General features: G+C 70.8%; 13 protein-coding genes. 10 read left to right on the top strand and 3 right to left on the bottom strand.

Features of this window, described 5'->3' with window-relative positions; translation table 11 throughout:
* The first annotated feature begins 1 nt into the window (after nucleotide 1).
* From OG206_RS04555 to OG206_RS04520, 8 genes are read left to right on the top strand one after another with little or no spacing between them, the layout of a single operon-like run.
* Complete coding sequence (locus OG206_RS04555; protein WP_327112417.1) at nucleotides 2–1,132, top strand: MCE family protein; 1,131 nt, start codon at nucleotides 2–4, stop codon at nucleotides 1,130–1,132.
* Nucleotides 1,129–2,280, top strand: a complete 1,152-nt coding sequence (locus OG206_RS04550) for an MCE family protein (protein ID WP_327112415.1) — start codon at nucleotides 1,129–1,131, stop codon at nucleotides 2,278–2,280. The genes OG206_RS04555 and OG206_RS04550 overlap by 4 nt, the downstream gene beginning before the upstream one ends.
* Nucleotides 2,280–3,509, top strand: coding sequence for an MlaD family protein (locus tag OG206_RS04545; RefSeq protein WP_327112413.1), 1,230 nt, complete (start codon nucleotides 2,280–2,282; stop codon nucleotides 3,507–3,509). Before OG206_RS04550 ends, OG206_RS04545 begins: the two co-directional genes overlap by 1 nt.
* Nucleotides 3,506–4,027: a hypothetical protein gene (locus OG206_RS04540; RefSeq protein WP_327112411.1), complete on the top strand. Its 522-nt coding sequence runs from the start codon at nucleotides 3,506–3,508 to the stop codon at nucleotides 4,025–4,027. The genes OG206_RS04545 and OG206_RS04540 overlap by 4 nt, the downstream gene beginning before the upstream one ends.
* Nucleotides 4,024–4,605: a hypothetical protein gene (locus tag OG206_RS04535; RefSeq protein WP_327112409.1), complete on the top strand. Its 582-nt coding sequence runs from the start codon at nucleotides 4,024–4,026 to the stop codon at nucleotides 4,603–4,605. Before OG206_RS04540 ends, OG206_RS04535 begins: the two co-directional genes overlap by 4 nt.
* A gap of 14 nt (nucleotides 4,606–4,619) precedes the next feature.
* Nucleotides 4,620–5,150 (top strand): nuclear transport factor 2 family protein, encoded by a 531-nt coding sequence (locus tag OG206_RS04530; RefSeq protein WP_327112407.1) that lies wholly within the window; start codon nucleotides 4,620–4,622, stop codon nucleotides 5,148–5,150.
* Between the two features lie 28 nt (nucleotides 5,151–5,178).
* Nucleotides 5,179–5,916: a hypothetical protein gene (locus tag OG206_RS04525; RefSeq protein WP_327112405.1), complete on the top strand. Its 738-nt coding sequence runs from the start codon at nucleotides 5,179–5,181 to the stop codon at nucleotides 5,914–5,916.
* 20 nt (nucleotides 5,917–5,936) lie between these two features.
* Nucleotides 5,937–7,175 (top strand): lytic transglycosylase domain-containing protein, encoded by a 1,239-nt coding sequence (locus OG206_RS04520; protein ID WP_327112403.1) that lies wholly within the window; start codon nucleotides 5,937–5,939, stop codon nucleotides 7,173–7,175.
* Between the two features lie 4 nt (nucleotides 7,176–7,179).
* On the opposite strand, the gene OG206_RS04515 is transcribed toward OG206_RS04520, so the two are convergent.
* Nucleotides 7,180–8,241, bottom strand: coding sequence for an ATP-dependent DNA ligase (locus tag OG206_RS04515; RefSeq protein ID WP_327112401.1), 1,062 nt, complete (start codon nucleotides 8,239–8,241; stop codon nucleotides 7,180–7,182).
* A 94-nt stretch (nucleotides 8,242–8,335) separates the two neighbouring features.
* Here OG206_RS04515 and ligD point away from each other — a divergent pair, with 94 nt between their 5' ends.
* Both ligD and OG206_RS04505 read left to right on the top strand, forming a co-directional pair.
* Entirely contained in the window at nucleotides 8,336–9,346 is a 1,011-nt protein-coding gene (gene ligD / locus OG206_RS04510) for a non-homologous end-joining DNA ligase (RefSeq protein ID WP_327122184.1), read from the top strand.
* Nucleotides 9,343–10,422 (top strand): ABC transporter permease, encoded by a 1,080-nt coding sequence (locus OG206_RS04505; RefSeq protein WP_327112399.1) that lies wholly within the window; start codon nucleotides 9,343–9,345, stop codon nucleotides 10,420–10,422. Before ligD ends, OG206_RS04505 begins: the two co-directional genes overlap by 4 nt.
* Nucleotide 10,423: 1 nt before the next feature.
* On the opposite strand, the gene OG206_RS04500 is transcribed toward OG206_RS04505, so the two are convergent.
* Both OG206_RS04500 and OG206_RS04495 read right to left on the bottom strand, forming a co-directional pair.
* Nucleotides 10,424–12,658 (bottom strand): OmpL47-type beta-barrel domain-containing protein, encoded by a 2,235-nt coding sequence (locus tag OG206_RS04500; RefSeq protein WP_442805799.1) that lies wholly within the window; start codon nucleotides 12,656–12,658, stop codon nucleotides 10,424–10,426.
* A complete protein-coding gene (locus OG206_RS04495; protein WP_327112397.1) occupies nucleotides 12,655–15,150 on the bottom strand; it encodes a ThuA domain-containing protein in 2,496 nt (831 codons plus the stop codon). The genes OG206_RS04500 and OG206_RS04495 overlap by 4 nt, the downstream gene beginning before the upstream one ends.
* Nucleotides 15,151–15,322 lie beyond the last annotated feature (172 nt).

Here is a 15,322-nt window from a genome sequence, read left to right as displayed (position 1 = left end):
CATGAGACGCACACGCGTCACCGGCATCGCGGCCGGACTCGCCGTCGTGGCCGTGGCCGCCACCTCCGGGGTGATGGCGATGGACGACCAGGGGAAGACGACCATCACCGCCTACTTCGACCAGGCCACTGGCGTCTACGCCGGATCGGACCTGCGGATCCTCGGTGTGAGGGTCGGCACCGTCGAGTCCGTGGAACCGCACGGCCGGGAGGTCCGGGTCACCCTGCGGCTCGACAAGGGCGTCAAGGTGCCCGAGGAAGCACACGCGGTGGTCGTCGCCCCGAGCCTGGTCGCCGACCGGTACGTACAGCTCGCCCCGGCGTACAGCGGGGGAGCGCTGCTGAAGGACGACGCCGTGCTGCCCGCGGCGGACAACGCCACGCCCATCGAGGTCGACCAGCTCTACGCGTCCATCACCGAACTCTCCACCGCGCTCGGCCCCGACGGGGCGAACACGGACGGGGCGCTCGCCGAACTCCTCGACACCGGGGCCAGGAACCTGGACGGCAACGGAAAGGCCATCGGCGACTCCATCGAGCAGTTCGGCAAGGCCACGAAGACCCTCGACAAGAGCAGCGGCAACCTCTTCGACACGCTGTCCTACCTGCAGACGTTCACCACGATGCTGAAGGACAACGACGGCAACGTACGGGCCGCCGAGCAGCAGTTGAACTCCGTCACCGGCTTCCTCGCCGACGACAGGAAGAACCTCGGCGCGGCACTCAAGGAACTGGGCAAGGCGCTCGGCCAGGTCAAGGGCTTCATCCAGAGGAACCGAGGGGCCCTCAAGGAGAACGTGGACCTCCTGGTGCCCCTCACCCAGACCCTGGTCGACCAGCGCGCCTCGCTCGCCGAGTCCCTGGACACACTGCCGCTCGCCGCGGGCAACGTGCTCAACGCCTACGACCCGGCGAACCGGACCCTGAACGGGCGCACCAACCTCAACGAACTGTCGATGGGCGGACCCCTCACCGGACCCGGAACGGGGAGAGCGGGCCCGGCAGGGCTCGCACCGGTGGACTCGGCCCGTCAGAAGAAGCTGCCCGCGCTGCCGCTGCCGGCCGTAGGCACCGTCTACGGCACCCCGGACAAGACCGGGACGCAGGAGAACAAGAAGGAGGCGACCCGATGAGCCGCGCTCCGCGCAGACCCGGCAACCGCGCGCTCGCGGGCCTGGCCGCCCTGGTCGCCGCCGGAGTCGGCCTCACCCTCGTCGCGACGGGTGTGGGCCTGCCGTCCCTCACGGGCATCGACCAGGTGACGCTGCCGGGCGGCGCCGACCTGGGTGACCACCCGTACGAGATCACCGCCGAGTTCGGCGACGTACTCAGCCTCGCCCCGCAGTCGTCCGTCAAGGTCAACGACGTCGCCGTCGGACGGGTCACCAGGATCGCGCTCACGCCCGGGGGCTGGACCGCGAAGGTCACCATGCGCGTCAACGGCACGATCGACCTGCCCGCCAACGCGTACGCCCACCTCGAACAGTCCAGCCTCCTCGGCGAGAAGTTCGTCCAGCTCTCACCGCCGAGCGCCGGCACCGCCCGCGGCGCACTGGCGGACGGCGACCGGATCCCGCTCTCCCGCACGAACCGCAACCCCGAGGTCGAAGAGGTCTTCGGAGCCCTTTCGATGCTCCTCAACGGCGGCGGGGTCAGCCAGCTCAAGACCATCACCACCGAGCTCAACAAGGCGCTCGCGGGCCAGGAACCCCAGATCCGCTCCATGCTGAAGCGCGTCGACACGCTCGTCACCAATCTGGACGACCACAAGGCGGACATCACCCAGGCACTCGACGGCGTGAACCGGCTCTCCGCCACGCTCGCCACCCGCAAGCAGGACGTCGGCACGGTCCTCACGGGGCTCACCCCCGGCATGAAGGTCCTGGAGAAGCAGCGCGGCTCCCTCCTCACCATGCTGCGCTCGCTCGACTCCCTGTCCACCGTCGCCGTCGACACGATCAACAAGAGCAAGGCGGACATGATCGCCGACCTGGAGGCCATCGCACCCACGCTCACCGCACTCGCCGACTCGGGGGACGACCTGCCGGACTCCCTCCAGGTGCTGCTCACCTACCCGTTCACCGACGAGGTGCTGCGCGGGGTGAAGGGCGACTACCTCAACGTCTACCTCGACGTGACGGCCGTGCCCGGCACCCAGATCATTCCGGCGCTCACGCCGGACACCACACCGGCGGCGTCCGGCACCCGCACGGGAGCGGGTGCGGCGCTGCCCCTCCCGCTGCCCTCGGTCACGGCACCCGGAACGGAAGGCACCCGCTGATGATCACCACAGCCGTCCGCCTCAAGAACGTGGCCTTCCTCCTCATCGCCGTACTCGTCCTCGGCTACCTCGGTGCGCGGTACGCCGACCTCGGCCACTACATCGGCCTGCGCGGCTACTACACCGTCACGGTGCAACTCCCGCAGACGGGCGGCCTGTACACCCACTCCGACGTCAGCTACCGGGGGGTGTCCGTCGGCAGGGTCGGGCCCATCGAGCTCACCGACGACGGGGTAGAGGCGGAACTGCGCATCGAGAACGACGCGCCTCCCATCCCCGACAGCCTCCACGCCGTCGTCGCCAACCTCTCCGCGGTCGGCGAGCAGTACATCGACCTGCGGCCCACCCGCGCGGACGGCCCGTTCCTCGGGAACGGCTCCGTCATCGACCAGGCCGACACGACCATCCCCGCCCCCGTCACCGACGTCCTCACCAGCGTCAACGATCTGACGGCCTCCGTCGACACCGAGGCCCTGCGCACGGTCGTGGAAGAGTTCGGCGCGGCCTTCGAGGGGCGGGGCGACGACCTCCAGGTCCTGCTCGACACCAGTGGCGAGTTCGTCGAGGCGGCCGACGAGGCCCTGCCCACCACCACGAAGCTGATGGCCGACGGCGAGACCGTGCTGCGTACCCAGTCCGAACAGGGCGAGGCGCTCAAGGGGTTCGCCTCCGGAGCGAAGGAACTCGCCGCCGAACTCAAGGGCTCCGACACAGATCTCCGCCGGCTCATCGCCGCGGCACCCGGAGCCACCGAGCAGATCAGCGGGCTGCTGCGGGACCTCGACCCCGAGTTCGGGGTGGTCGTCGCGAACCTCCTCACCACCTCCGAGGTCGCCGTGACCCGGCAGCGCGGACTCGAGGAACTCCTGGTGAAGGTGCCCGCCGTCGCGGCGGCCGGTTCCAGTGCCATCGACGGGGACGGCGCCAGGTTCGGGATGTCCGTCACCTTCTTCGAACCGCTGCCCTGCACCTCCGGATACGGCGGTACCACCTACCGTGAGGGCACCGACCTCTCGCCCGCGCCCGCCGCCAACACCAAGGCCCGGTGCGCCTCCACGCCCGGCAGCGGGATCAACGTGCGCGGCAGCGCGAACGCCCCGGACGGCGGGCCCGTCCCCGAACCGGCCGTACCCGGCTCGACCCTCCCCGGAGCCCTCGGTGCCGCCACCGGCACCCCGCGCGCGGCCGAAGGCATGGCCGGCCTGCTCGGCCTGGGAGGCGGCGCATGAGCGACCGTACGCGAGCCGGGCTCGGCTGGGCGGCGCTGCTCGCCGCCGCACTGGTCTGCGCCCTCGGCGCGTGGTCGTACGCCCAGGCGCGCGGCGACGACACGCTGGCATACGCGAAGGACCGCGACGCCGCGCTCGCCGACGGCAAGCGGCACCTGGCCAGGCTGACCAGCATGGACGGTGGGAGCACCGACGGCGTGGAATCCGGGCTCACGGCATGGCTCGGATCCTCCACCGGGCCGCTGCACGACCGGCTGGAGAGCTCCCGGAAGAAGGACGCGGCCGAACTCACCCAGTCCGGCGCCACCGCACGCGGCAAGGTCACCGACGCCGCGCTCACCGTGCTCGACGACCGGGCCGGCACCGCGGCGCTCATCGCGACGGTGGACGTCGAGATCACCCCGCGCACCGGCAAGGGCGGAACCGAGCGCAAGCGCTTCGAGGCGACCCTCGCGCGGACCGGTCAGGGCTGGAAGGTCAAGGCACTCGAAGCACTACCGGTCGGGAGCGGCTCATGAAGCAGAGCGCGGGCACGACGGCGATCCTGCCGGAGACCGGCCCCGTGACGGAACCCGGGCCGCCGGCCCCTCCGCGCCCGCGGCGATGGCCCCGCGCACTCGCCGCCGTCCTCGCCGTCGCGTTGCTGGCGACGGGCGGCACCCTGTTCGCCCAGGGGCGCCAGCTGCGCGACACCCCGGCCACCTCCAACCACGCGCTGACGGACACCGCCGCGACCACCCGGGTCGTGGGCGACGTGAGCAGCGCGCTGGGCAAGGTCTTCTCGTACAGCCCCCAGGCCACCGCCGCCACCAAGGAGTCGGCGAAGCAGCTGCTCGGCGGCAAGGCACTCCAGCAGTACGCCGCCCTGTTCGGCCAGGTCGAGAAGCAGGCGGCGGCCCAGAGACTGACGCTCACCAGCCAGGTCGTACGCGCCGGGGTCACCCGGCTCAGCGGCGGCAGCGCCCACCTGCTCGTGTTCCTCGACCAGGTCTACGAGCGCGAGGGCAAGGCGGCCACCACGGCGGCGGCCCAGCTGTCCGTCACCGCGGAACTGCGGGGCGGCCACTGGCGGATCGTCGACATCACGTCGAGGTAAGGGGAGAGGCACCGATGGCACGGGTACGGACGACGGGGAACCCCCTGACGGCGGCGGCGGTCGCGCTGACGATCGCGGCGGCCTGCGTCGCGGGCTGGGGCGGCTGGTCCCGCTACGAAGCCGCGCACGACGACTCGGCGGCCTACGCGCAGGCCCGCGACGACGCGCTGGCGGCGGGGGAGCAGGCCGTGCAGAACATGAACACGCTCGACCACGCCGAGCTGGACGAGGGGCTCGACAGCTGGGAGGACTCGACCACCGGCGATCTGCACAGACAACTCGTCGACGGCCGGGACGCGTTCGTCGAGCAGATCGAGGCGGCGAAGACGGTCAGCACCGCGAAGATCCTGTCCGGAGCCGTGACGGAGCTCGACGACCGGGCCGGCAAGGCCGCGGTGATGGTGGCACTCCGGGTCACGGTGACCGCGCCCGAGGGCAAGCCGGCGGTGAAGGAGAGCCGCATGCTCGGGCAGCTCACCCGCACCTCCGCGGGCTGGAAGCTCAGCGCCCTCGGCCAGGCGCCCGTCGGCAGCACGGCCGGCTGACCCGCCCCCTTCGAGAGGACCACCGCACATGTCGACGACCCGTCACCTCGTCAACCGGCGCCGCCGCCTGGCCGTCGCCGCGACCGCGACGCCGCCGCGTACTTCGGCTGCTCCGGCCGACGAACCTGGCCGCGACGAGAGCCGGCAGGAACCGGCGCAGGCCGGGAACACCCCTGAACCACCGTCCCGCGACGGGGCTGCCGCCGAGGAGAAGCCCGCGGGGGACGGACCACCGCGCGGGCGGCTGCCACGCCTGCGCATCCCGCTCCCCGCCCTGCTATGCGCCGCGACCGTCCTCCTCGGGGCCTTCGCCGTCTGGGCGTTCAGCACCGCCGCCGACCTGCGCGACGAACCCGCCCGGCAGAACACCGCCCTCACCGACATCGCCCGCACCAGCGAGGTCAAGGGCCGGATCACGGAGGCGGTCGGAGCCGTCTTCTCGTACGACTACGCCTCACCCGGGAAGTCCGACCGCGCTGCCCGCACGTACCTCGTCGGCAAGGCGGTCCAGCAGCACCGGGACATGCTCGCGGAGGTACGGGCCCAGGCGCCGAAGCAGAAGCTCGTGCTCACCACGACCGTCACCGGGAGCGGGGTCGAAGTACTCGACGGCGACCGGGCGAGGCTGCTGGTGTTCGCCGACCAGAGCAACACGCGTACCGGCAAGGAGGAGGAGACGACCTACGCGGCCGCCATGTTCGCCGTGGACGCCGTCCTGCGGGACGGCGCCTGGCGCATCTCGGCCATCGACACGTTCACCCGGTGACCCGGAGGAGAGGAGCACGCGTGAGGTTCAACGGAAAGATGCGCCGCGGACTCGGCGGCACCGCCACCGCGGTGGCCGCCATGGCGGCGCTGACGGCGTCGCAGGCGCCCGGAATCGCCGCGGGCGCGGACAGCACGGAGACGACGGCCGCGACGGACGAGGTCGTCTGGACCGAAGTGCCGAACGACGACAGCTACCACACGGAGCTTCCGCCCCTGACGTCACCGGAACCCCCCAGGGCCGGCCGCGAGCCGGGCTCCCCGGCCGTCGTGCGGTCCTGGGCCGAATCGGGTATCCCCGCCACCGTCCTGGCCGCCTACCGCAACGCCGAACGCTCGCTCGCCCGCACCGATCCGGGCTGCCGCCTGCCGTGGCAGCTGCTCGCGGCGATCGGCAAGGTCGAGTCGGGCCACGCGAGCGGGGGACGGGTGGACGCTGCGGGCACGACGCTCACACCCATCCTCGGCCCGGTCCTCAACGGCGCGGGTTTCGCCCACATCCCCGACACCGACGGCGGAGCCCACGACGGCGACGCGACGTACGACAGAGCCGTCGGGCCGATGCAGTTCATCCCCTCGACGTGGGCGCACTGGGGCGCGGACGGGAACGGCGACGGACGCAAGGACCCGGGCAATGTCGTCGACGCCTCCCTCGCGGCCGGCCACTACCTCTGCGCAGGCACGCGGAACCTGTCCGTCCGGGCGGACCTGGACCGGGCGGTGCTCAGCTACAACCACTCGGAGACCTATCTGCGGACGGTGCTGTCGTGGCTGGAGTACTACCGCAAGGGCGTCCACAGGGTGGCCGACGGCAGGGGAGTGGTCCCGAGGAGTCCCGGCGCGGGTGGCCCGCACGCGCCCCAGGCCCCGGTCGGCGGCCCCGGCGCCCCCGGCAAGGGCGGAGGCCGCATCGTCGTCGGCCCGCAGCCGACGGGCTCACCGAGCCCCTCCGCCTCGCCCACCACCGGGCCCTCCGGCCCCCCGAGCCCGACCGGTCCGGGCCCGGACCCGACCGGCACCGCCGATCCGACCGATCCGGCCACGCCGGACCCCACGCCCACGCCGGACCCCACCACGTCGCCCGACCCCACGACGTCACCGGAGCCGACGACCTCACCCGACCCGACGACCTCACCGGACCCGGACCCCGGCACCACTCCTCCGGAGTGCCCCACGGACCCAGACGGTCCCGGCCCCTCGCCCAGCAGCTCACCCACGGGCGGGCCGGAGGACGACCCGTGCACCACCCCCGCCCTCTGAGGGATCAGCCCGGCCGGAGCACCTCGGACAGGTCGTAACGCACCACTTCCTCCAACTGCGCGTAGGTGCAGCCGGTGGCCGTGCGGTCCGGCCGCCACCGCCGGAACTGGGTGGTGTGGCGGAAGCGGTCGCCCTCCATGTGGTCGTACGCCACCTCGCAGACCCGCTCCGGGCTGAGCGCCACCCAGGACAGGTCCTTCTTGCCGGACCAGCGGCTGGGTGCGCCGGGCAGTCGCGAGCCCTCGTGCGCCGTCGCGTCCGCCCACGCCGACCAGGGATGCGCGGCGGGGTCGATGCGCAGCGGGTCCAGCTCCTCCAGGAGCTCCGCGCGCCGTTTCATCGTGAAGGCGGCGCACACGCCCACGTGCTGCAGCGCGCCCTGGGCGTCGTACAGGCCGAGCAGGAGCGATCCGACCACCGGGCCGCTCTTGTGGAAGCGGTAGCCCGCCACCACGCAGTCGGCGGTCCGCTCGTGCTTGATCTTGTACATGGCGCGGGTGTCGGGCCGGTACGGCAGATCGAGCGGTTTGGCGACGACACCGTCGAGCCCCGCGCCCTCGTAGCGCTCGAACCAGTCCTGCGCGAGGGCCTGGTCCGTGGTGGCCGGGGCGAGGTACACCGGTGCGGACGCGCCGGCCAGCGCCCTTTCCAGGACCGTACGGCGTTCGGTTTGCGGGGCGGGCAGCAGCGACGTGTCGTCCAGCGCGAGGATGTCGAAGACGACGAGGGCGGCCGGCGTCTCCGCGGCCAGCAGCCGCACCCGGGAATCGGCCGGATGGATGCGTTCGCTCAGCCGGTCGAAGTCCAGACGCCCCTCCCACGGGAGGACGATCTCGCCGTCGATCACGCAGCGGGGCGGCAGGTTCTCCCGCACGGCGGCGACCACTTCGGGGAAGTACCGGGTGAGCGGCTTGCCCGTCCGGCTGCCGATCACCACCTCGTCACCGTCCCGGTGCACGATCGCGCGGAAGCCGTCCCACTTCGCCTCGTACTGCATGCCCGGGGGGATCGCGGACACGGACTTGGCGAGCATCGGCTTCACGGGAGGCATCACCGGCAGGTCCATGACCCGATTCTCACCCCGCGCACCGGGCACGTCTTCCGATATGCGGCATATGTGGGTGCCGCCTACGGTGTTCGGCATGGGCGCAGGAACAGCGGTGGAACTGGATGTGGACGGGCGGACCGTGCGGCTGTCCAACCCGGACAAGGTGTACTTCCCTGACAAGGGCTACACCAAGAAGGACGTGGCCGACTACTTCCTGGCCGTGGGACCCGGCATCCTCCGCGCTCTGCGGGAGCGGCCGACCACGCTCCAGCGGTTCGTCGACGGGGTCGAGGGCGACTTCTTCTACCAGAAGCGCGCGCCCAAGAACCTCCCCGACTGGACCCCCACCGCCCGGATCGAGTTCCCCAGCGGCCGGCACGCCGACGAGATGTGCCCCACCGAGCTCGGCGCCGTCCTCTGGGCGGCCAACCTCGGAACCCTGACCTTTCACCCCTGGCCGGTGCGCAGGGCCGACACCGACCACCCCGACGAGCTCCGCATCGACCTCGACCCGCAGCCCGGCACCGACTACGCCGATGCGGTGAGGGCCGCCCACGAACTGCGCTCGGTCCTGGACGACCACGGCCTGCGCGGCTGGCCCAAGACCTCCGGCGGGCGCGGCATCCACGTCTTCGTGCCGATCGTCCCCGAGTGGACGTTCACCCAGGTGAGGCGGTCGGCCATCGCGGTCGGACGGGAGCTGGAGCGCAGGATGCCCGACCGGGTGACCACCGCCTGGTGGAAGGAGGAACGGGGCGAGCGGATCTTCGTCGACTACAACCAGACGGCTCGCGACCGCACCATCGCCTCCGCCTACTCCGTACGCCCCTTCCCGCACGCCCCGGTCTCCGCACCGCTGCGCTGGGAGGAGGTCGACGACGCCGAACCCCGCGACTTCGACCTCCGGTCCATGCCCGCGCGCTTCGCGGAGGTGGGCGATCTGCACGCCGACATGGACGACCACGCCTTCCGCCTCGACGCGCTGCTGGAACTCGCGCGGCGTGACGAGCACGACCACGAACTCGGCGACCTGCCCTATCCGCCCGAGTACCCGAAGATGCCGGGCGAGCCGAAGCGGGTACAGCCCAGCCGCGCCCGCCACGACGACGGGGGCCTTGCATGACGTCCGGAGCCGACGGCGGACACGGGGCGCACGGCCGGCCACTGACCCGGCGGGAGAAGTGGGAAGCGTACAAGAAATCGCCCTACCTCCCCGCCATGGTCGTGGCCCTCATCATCTCCGCCTCGGCCGGTCTCTTCGCCGCCTCCTACACGTACGCGCTCGCGAACCCGACGCCTCGCGAGATTCCGGCCGCCGTCGTCGACACCCGGGCACCGCACACGAAGGAGTTCATCGCGGGGATGGAGGACGCGCTCGACGCCTCGCTGGATCTCCGCCGGTACCCGGACGCCACGCAGGCCCGCGACGCGCTCGACGACCAGAAGGTCTTCGTGATCTTCCGGACCGCCGGGCAGGGGGTGTTCATGCAGGTCGCCGGCGCCTCGGGCTCGACCGTGGCCCAACTGCTGGAGCAGACCGGGGCGAAGGTGGCGCGCACCACCGGCGTCCCGCTCAAGGTGCAGGACGTCATGCCCCTCCAGAAGGGCGACCCGCGGGGCCTCGCCCTCTTCTACATCTCGATCGCCGCCGTCATCATCGGCTTCCTCGGAGCCATCCAGCTCAGCGTGCACGCGCGCGCCCTCAACCCGCTGGAACGCATCCTGTTCACCGTGAGCTACTCGCTGCTCGGCGGATTCGCGATCGCCGCGATCGTGGACTGGGGGCTCGAGGCGCTCGATCTGCCCTTCGTGCAGTCGTGGGCGATCCTCGCCTTCACCATGTTCACGTCGGGCATGGTCTTCACGATGTTCAACACCCTCATGGGGCGCTGGGCGATCATCCCCACCTGGGGGGTCATGGTGCTGCTCGGCAACCCGTCGTCAGGCGGAGCGGTGTCCTGGCCGCTGCTGCCCTCGGCCCTCGGGCACATCGGCCGCTGGCTGCCGCCCGGCGCCTCGGTCAACGCGCAGCACACGGCGGTCTACTACCAGGGCCACCAGTACGTATTCCCCTACTTCGTGCTGACGATCTGGGCGGTGGTCTCGTGCACGGTCTTCTGGGTGTGGCGCCATCGGCATCCGGGAGGCCGTGGCCGCATGCCCGAGCATGCCGCCACGGCCTCCCGTCCGCGCCTCTGACCTACAGCTCCTTGATGCGGATGTCGCGGTAGGAGATCACGTCCGTGGTGCTGTGGACCTGGAGTCCGACATAGCCGGAGGCGTACCGCCGGCCGTCGGTCCCCGGGTCGTCGCCCCGCGGCGGCTCGAACAGCTGACCGCCGGTGTTGTCGAACTCGTTCAGCAGAACACCGTTGCGGTAGACCGAGTAGTGCTGGTCCACCACCCGGATCTCGTAGTCGTTCCAGGTGCCCTTGGGCGTGACCCCGGCGCCGCCGAGACCCACCCGGTCGAATCCGTAGAGGGACCCGGTCTTGTACATGTCGCCGTCGGGCCGGTCGTTGATCTGGACCTCATGGCCGTACTTGATCGCCGCCCACTCAGGCCGGGACTCCTCCGGCTGCTCGTGGACGTTCGGGAAGCGGACGAACACTCCGCCGTTGGCGTTGCCGGCGCCCGGGGCGTCGTCCCGCCACTGGAGCTTCAGCGAGAAGTCCCCGTACTGCCTGGCCGGGAACCACAGCATCCCCATGCCGTCGACGGTGGTGGAGCTGGTGATCGAGCCGTCCTCGGTGTTCAGCCCGAACTTCCCGCCGCCGACCTGCTCCCACTTCGCGAGGGACGCGGCCGTGCCGTCGAAGAGCTTGGTGTAGCCCTCGTCCTGGCCCGGCTTGCCGATGCCGGACTGCTTGGCCGCCTTGTAGATCTTCTTGTGCTCACGGGTGTCGATGACCCCGTCGGTGAGCAGCTTGTCCAGGACCTTGTCGACGTGCTTGAGGAACAGCGCGTGCGACGACCAGTCCTTCTCGTCCTCGATCAGTTCGTTGATCGTGCAGCGGTTGCCCGTGAGCCGGTTGGGGACTCCCGAGTCGACCGTCCCGACGATGACGGTGAGCCGCTCGTCGTACTCCGGGCAGTTGGGCGGCGGGACTCCGCCGCTCTCGGCGATGGTGAACGAGGACTGCTTCGCCGCCGAGGTGTTGCCGGCCTTGTCCGTCGCCCGGTGGGCGAAGGTGTGGTATCCGACACGGTCCACGATGACGGGGGAGGTGTAGGCCAGATACGGCCCGCCGTCGAGGGAGTACTCGACCTTGTCCACACCCGAGTCCGCGTCCGTCGCGGTCACCGTGGCCTTGGCGCTCGTGATGAACGCGCCGTCCGAGTTCTTGTCGCCCGTCACCGCCACGGAGGTCACCGGCGCCGTCTTGTCCTGCGACGGCGGCTCCACGACCTGGAAGTCGACGGACTTCTCGGCCGCCACGTTGCCGGACTTGTCGGTGGCGCGGTAGCGGACGGCGTGCGAGCCCACCTCGTGCACCATGACGGGAGCGGTGTACGCCTTCCAGGCTCCGTCGGCACCGAGGGCGTACTCGATGGTGTTGACGCCCGAGCCGGTGTCGGACGCGGTCACGGTGACCGTGGCCATGCCGAGGTAGGCGCCGGCGGCGTCCTTCTCGCCCGAGACGGTCGCCGAGGTCTCCGGCGGCGTCTTGTCGTCCGTCGGGGGTGCGGCCACCGCGAAGTCGACGGACTTCTCTGCGGCGGCGTTGCCCGCCTTGTCGGTGGCGCGATAGCGGATCGTGTGGGTCCCCACCTCGTTCACCACGACGGGCGTGGTGTACGGCTGCCAGGCCCCGTCGGCCCCGACCGCGTACTCGACGGTGCCGACACCGGAACCGGCGTCGGTGGCCGCGACGGTGACCGTCGCCTGGCCGATGTACGCGCCGTCGGCGTTCTTGTCGCCGGCCACGGTCGCCGAGGTCTCGGGAGCGGTCGTGTCCTCGCCGCCCCCCTCGGTCACCGTCAGGATGCCCTGCATCGATCCGTGGCCCGGCATCGTGCAGTGGTAGAAGTACCGGCCGGGGGTGAGGTTCACCTGGACGCTGTGCTTGCCGCCCTCGGCGTCACTGGGGTTGGCCAGGATGTTGACCGCGACGTCGTTGTTGAACTCCACGTCCGAGACGCTGAAGGTCAGGGTGTGCGGCATGCCCGTGGTGTTGCCGGTGGCCGCGCTGTTCTCGAAGACGAGCGTCGCGGCGCCGGCCACGGCCGTCTTGGGCGCCGACAGATAGCGGTCGATGGGGTCGCCCGCCGTCCAGGTCAGGACCTGGTCGGCCGCGGCCGCCGCCCGGTCGTCCTCCCGTCCGTAGGCCGCTGTCGAAGCCAGCCCGAGGACCATCAGGAACGAGCCGAACAGGGCGAGCCACCAGTGTGCGGGCCCGTACCGCTGTCGGGCGAGGAGCATGGGTCGTCTCACTGCGCTGCCGCCTTCCTGGCCAGGTCTGCGGCGGCCGGGGTCGGACCGCCGCCCTTGTAGGTCACGCGCCACAGCGCGGACTTGGAGTCGGAGGTGAAGAATCCGCGGCCGTAGTCCAGGACGTAGAGCGAGCCGTCCGGGGCGAACTTCCAGTCCATCAGGTTGCGGATACCGGTCGCGCCGACCGGGATGATCTTTTTCAGGGACTCGGCGTGCGTGGGCAGTCCGCCCTTGCCGACGGTCTTCGGGTCGGTCAGCACGGCGTGGCGGGGCTGGGTGTCGTCGTAGAAGTCACCGACGAACCACTTCCCGTCCCAGTACGAGGGCCACTTGGCCTCGCTGGTGCTCGCCGCGTCGTAGCGGTAGACCGGACCGTTCATCGTGGCCTGGCCGCCGCCCTTGAGCCAGGGAAGGAGCTGCTTCTGGTCCTCGACCTTGTAGCTCGGGATGCCGTTGGCGTCACGCGGGTAGTCGACGCCGCCGCCCTGGGGCGAGTACCAGATGGTGTTCGACGTGACCGGCGGCAGCTTGACCAGGCCGTCGTTGTTCGGCGACTCGTTCCTCGGCGCGTCGCAGTCGTACCAGCCGAGCGGCTTGGACGGGTCGGGCAGGTTGCGGTCCCGGTAGGGCTGCTTGTTGCCCATGCAGTACGGCCAGCCGTGGTTGCCGGCCTTGGTGATCGCGGCGAACGTGTCGTACTTCGCCGGACCCCAGGTGGTGCTGGGAGCGCCGGCGTCGGGGCCGACCCAGCCCGCGTACAGGGTGTCCGTCGACTTGTCGATGGAGATGCGTGCCGGGTTGCGCACGCCCATCACGTAGATCTCGCCACGGGTCTTGCCGCCGCCCTCGTCGGGCTCCTTGCCCGTGAACAGGTTGCCCTGCGGCAGGGTGTACGTGCCGTCGTCCTCCGGGTGGATGCGCAGGATCTTGCCGTTGAGGTTGTTGGTGTTGCCCGCGGTGCGGCGGGCGTCGGCGAAGGACACGCCCTTGTAGTTCGGCTGCGGGTTGTTGCCCGAATAACCGTCGCTGAAGCCGGAGGAGTTGTTGTCCCCGGTGGCGATGTAGAGGTTCTCCTTGGAGTCCCAGGCCATGCCGCCGCCCGCGTGGCAGCAGCTGTGGATCTGGACCGGCCAGGACAGCAGCACCTTCTCCGACGCCAGGTCGAGCTTGTTCGTGGCGTGATCGAAGGTGAAGCGCGAGACCTGGCGCACCGCCATCTGCTTGTCGCGGTCGATCTTCGCGTGCGGGGTGTAGTGCAGGTACACCCAGCCGTTGGTGGCGAAGTCCGGGTCCAGCTCGATGCCGAGCAGGCCCTCCTCCACCTTGACCAGCTCGTCGCCGCCGCCCTTGTTGCCGAAGATGCTCAGCCGGCCGGCGAGGGTGACCTTCTTGGTCGCCGGGTCGTAGACGTGGATCTCGCCCCAGCCCTTGCCGACGTCCGGGTTGTTCCAGTCGGTGACCACGGGCACGCTGCTGTCCGCGCCGCCGCGCCCGATGTAGAAGACCCGCCCGTCCTTCGCCGTCACCAGGCCGTGGGGCTCACCGATCTGGTCGTTCGTGCCGGGCTGGTTGGGCTGGGTGAGGCGCTCGGCTGTGTAGTTGGAGTCGATCGTGGCCTTGCAGTCGGCCTGCGACATGCGGCTCGTCCAGGCCAGGGCGCCGCGCAGGTGGTCCCGGAAATCGGTCTCGGCGAAGCTCGCCGCCGTACCGCCCATGGCGGTGTAGAACGACCGGCCGCCGTCGTAGTCACGGCACCAGGAGACCGGGTGGTCCCAGCCGTTGGCGCTCTTGCCCGGGGTGTAGGTGAGCTCGCGGACCCGGGCCACGGTGTGCACGGCACCGGACGGGTTGGTCTTCCAGTTCAGCCATGTGTCCGGACGTTTCCACTCCAGCGGGAGGTTCTTCGTCGCCGGGTGCTGCCGGTCGCCGATCTCCACGGTCGCGCGCTGGACGGCCGTGGGGCTGTCCGCCGCGGGACGGGCGCCGACGAGGCCGGTGAACCAGTCGGAGTACGGCTCGGTGCGCGCCGCGTCGTGGATGCCGAGGAAGCCGCCACCGGCCTCCATGTACGCCTCCAGGCCCGCTTCCTGCTCCGGGTCGAGGACGTCACCGCCGCCTGTCAGGAAGACGACGGCGTTGTACTTTCCGAGCTGTTTGCCGTTGGTGAAGACCCCGGCGTCGTCGGTGGCCACGGTTTTGAAACGCCCGGCCTCCGGACCGCTGAGCCCGATCTTCTCGATGGCCGCGATCCCCGCGTCGACGGTCGGCGACTCGTCGCCGGCCGAGGCGTGGAACACCAGCACCTTGACGTTGGCCCCGCCCGGCGGCGAGGGAAGGGACAACGTTGTCGCCATCCGTTCCTTCAGCCCCGGATCCGGATACGGGCTCGCGGTGGCGTTCCCGCCCAGCAGGGACGCGGTCAGGGCCCCGATCCCCACCGCCGCCGCGATACCGCGGCGCGATCTGGACCTGTGATGTGGTGTGCGCTGCATGTGGTCACCCACCCCTCTTGGTCGCTTCTCCGGTCACTTCTTCGTCACCGCACCTCTGAGGTCACTGCGACAGCGCACGAAGCTAGACCTCTTTTCGCGGCTCGCCAATAGGTATGGCAGCAATCGAACGAACTTTGTCCTGAGTGTGGATAAACGAGGTTCCCCCGGCTAC

Source organism: Streptomyces sp. NBC_01341, from assembly GCF_035946055.1.
In the GTDB taxonomy this organism is placed as follows: Bacteria; Actinomycetota; Actinomycetes; order Streptomycetales; family Streptomycetaceae; genus Streptomyces.
Note: the sequence above shows the minus strand (reverse complement) of the source record. Positions and strands in the feature narration are given on the sequence as shown.

Coding starts and splice junctions, on each gene's coding strand:
- OG206_RS04555 (WP_327112417.1), top strand. CDS start 2: ATGAGACGCACACGCGTCACCGGCATCGCGGCCGGACTCGCCGTCGTG.
- OG206_RS04550 (WP_327112415.1), top strand. CDS start 1,129: ATGAGCCGCGCTCCGCGCAGACCCGGCAACCGCGCGCTCGCGGGCCTG.
- OG206_RS04545 (WP_327112413.1), top strand. CDS start 2,280: ATGATCACCACAGCCGTCCGCCTCAAGAACGTGGCCTTCCTCCTCATC.
- OG206_RS04540 (WP_327112411.1), top strand. CDS start 3,506: ATGAGCGACCGTACGCGAGCCGGGCTCGGCTGGGCGGCGCTGCTCGCC.
- OG206_RS04535 (WP_327112409.1), top strand. CDS start 4,024: ATGAAGCAGAGCGCGGGCACGACGGCGATCCTGCCGGAGACCGGCCCC.
- OG206_RS04530 (WP_327112407.1), top strand. CDS start 4,620: ATGGCACGGGTACGGACGACGGGGAACCCCCTGACGGCGGCGGCGGTC.
- OG206_RS04525 (WP_327112405.1), top strand. CDS start 5,179: ATGTCGACGACCCGTCACCTCGTCAACCGGCGCCGCCGCCTGGCCGTC.
- OG206_RS04515 (WP_327112401.1), bottom strand. CDS start 8,241: ATGGACCTGCCGGTGATGCCTCCCGTGAAGCCGATGCTCGCCAAGTCC.
- OG206_RS04505 (WP_327112399.1), top strand. CDS start 9,343: ATGACGTCCGGAGCCGACGGCGGACACGGGGCGCACGGCCGGCCACTG.
- OG206_RS04495 (WP_327112397.1), bottom strand. CDS start 15,150: ATGCAGCGCACACCACATCACAGGTCCAGATCGCGCCGCGGTATCGCG.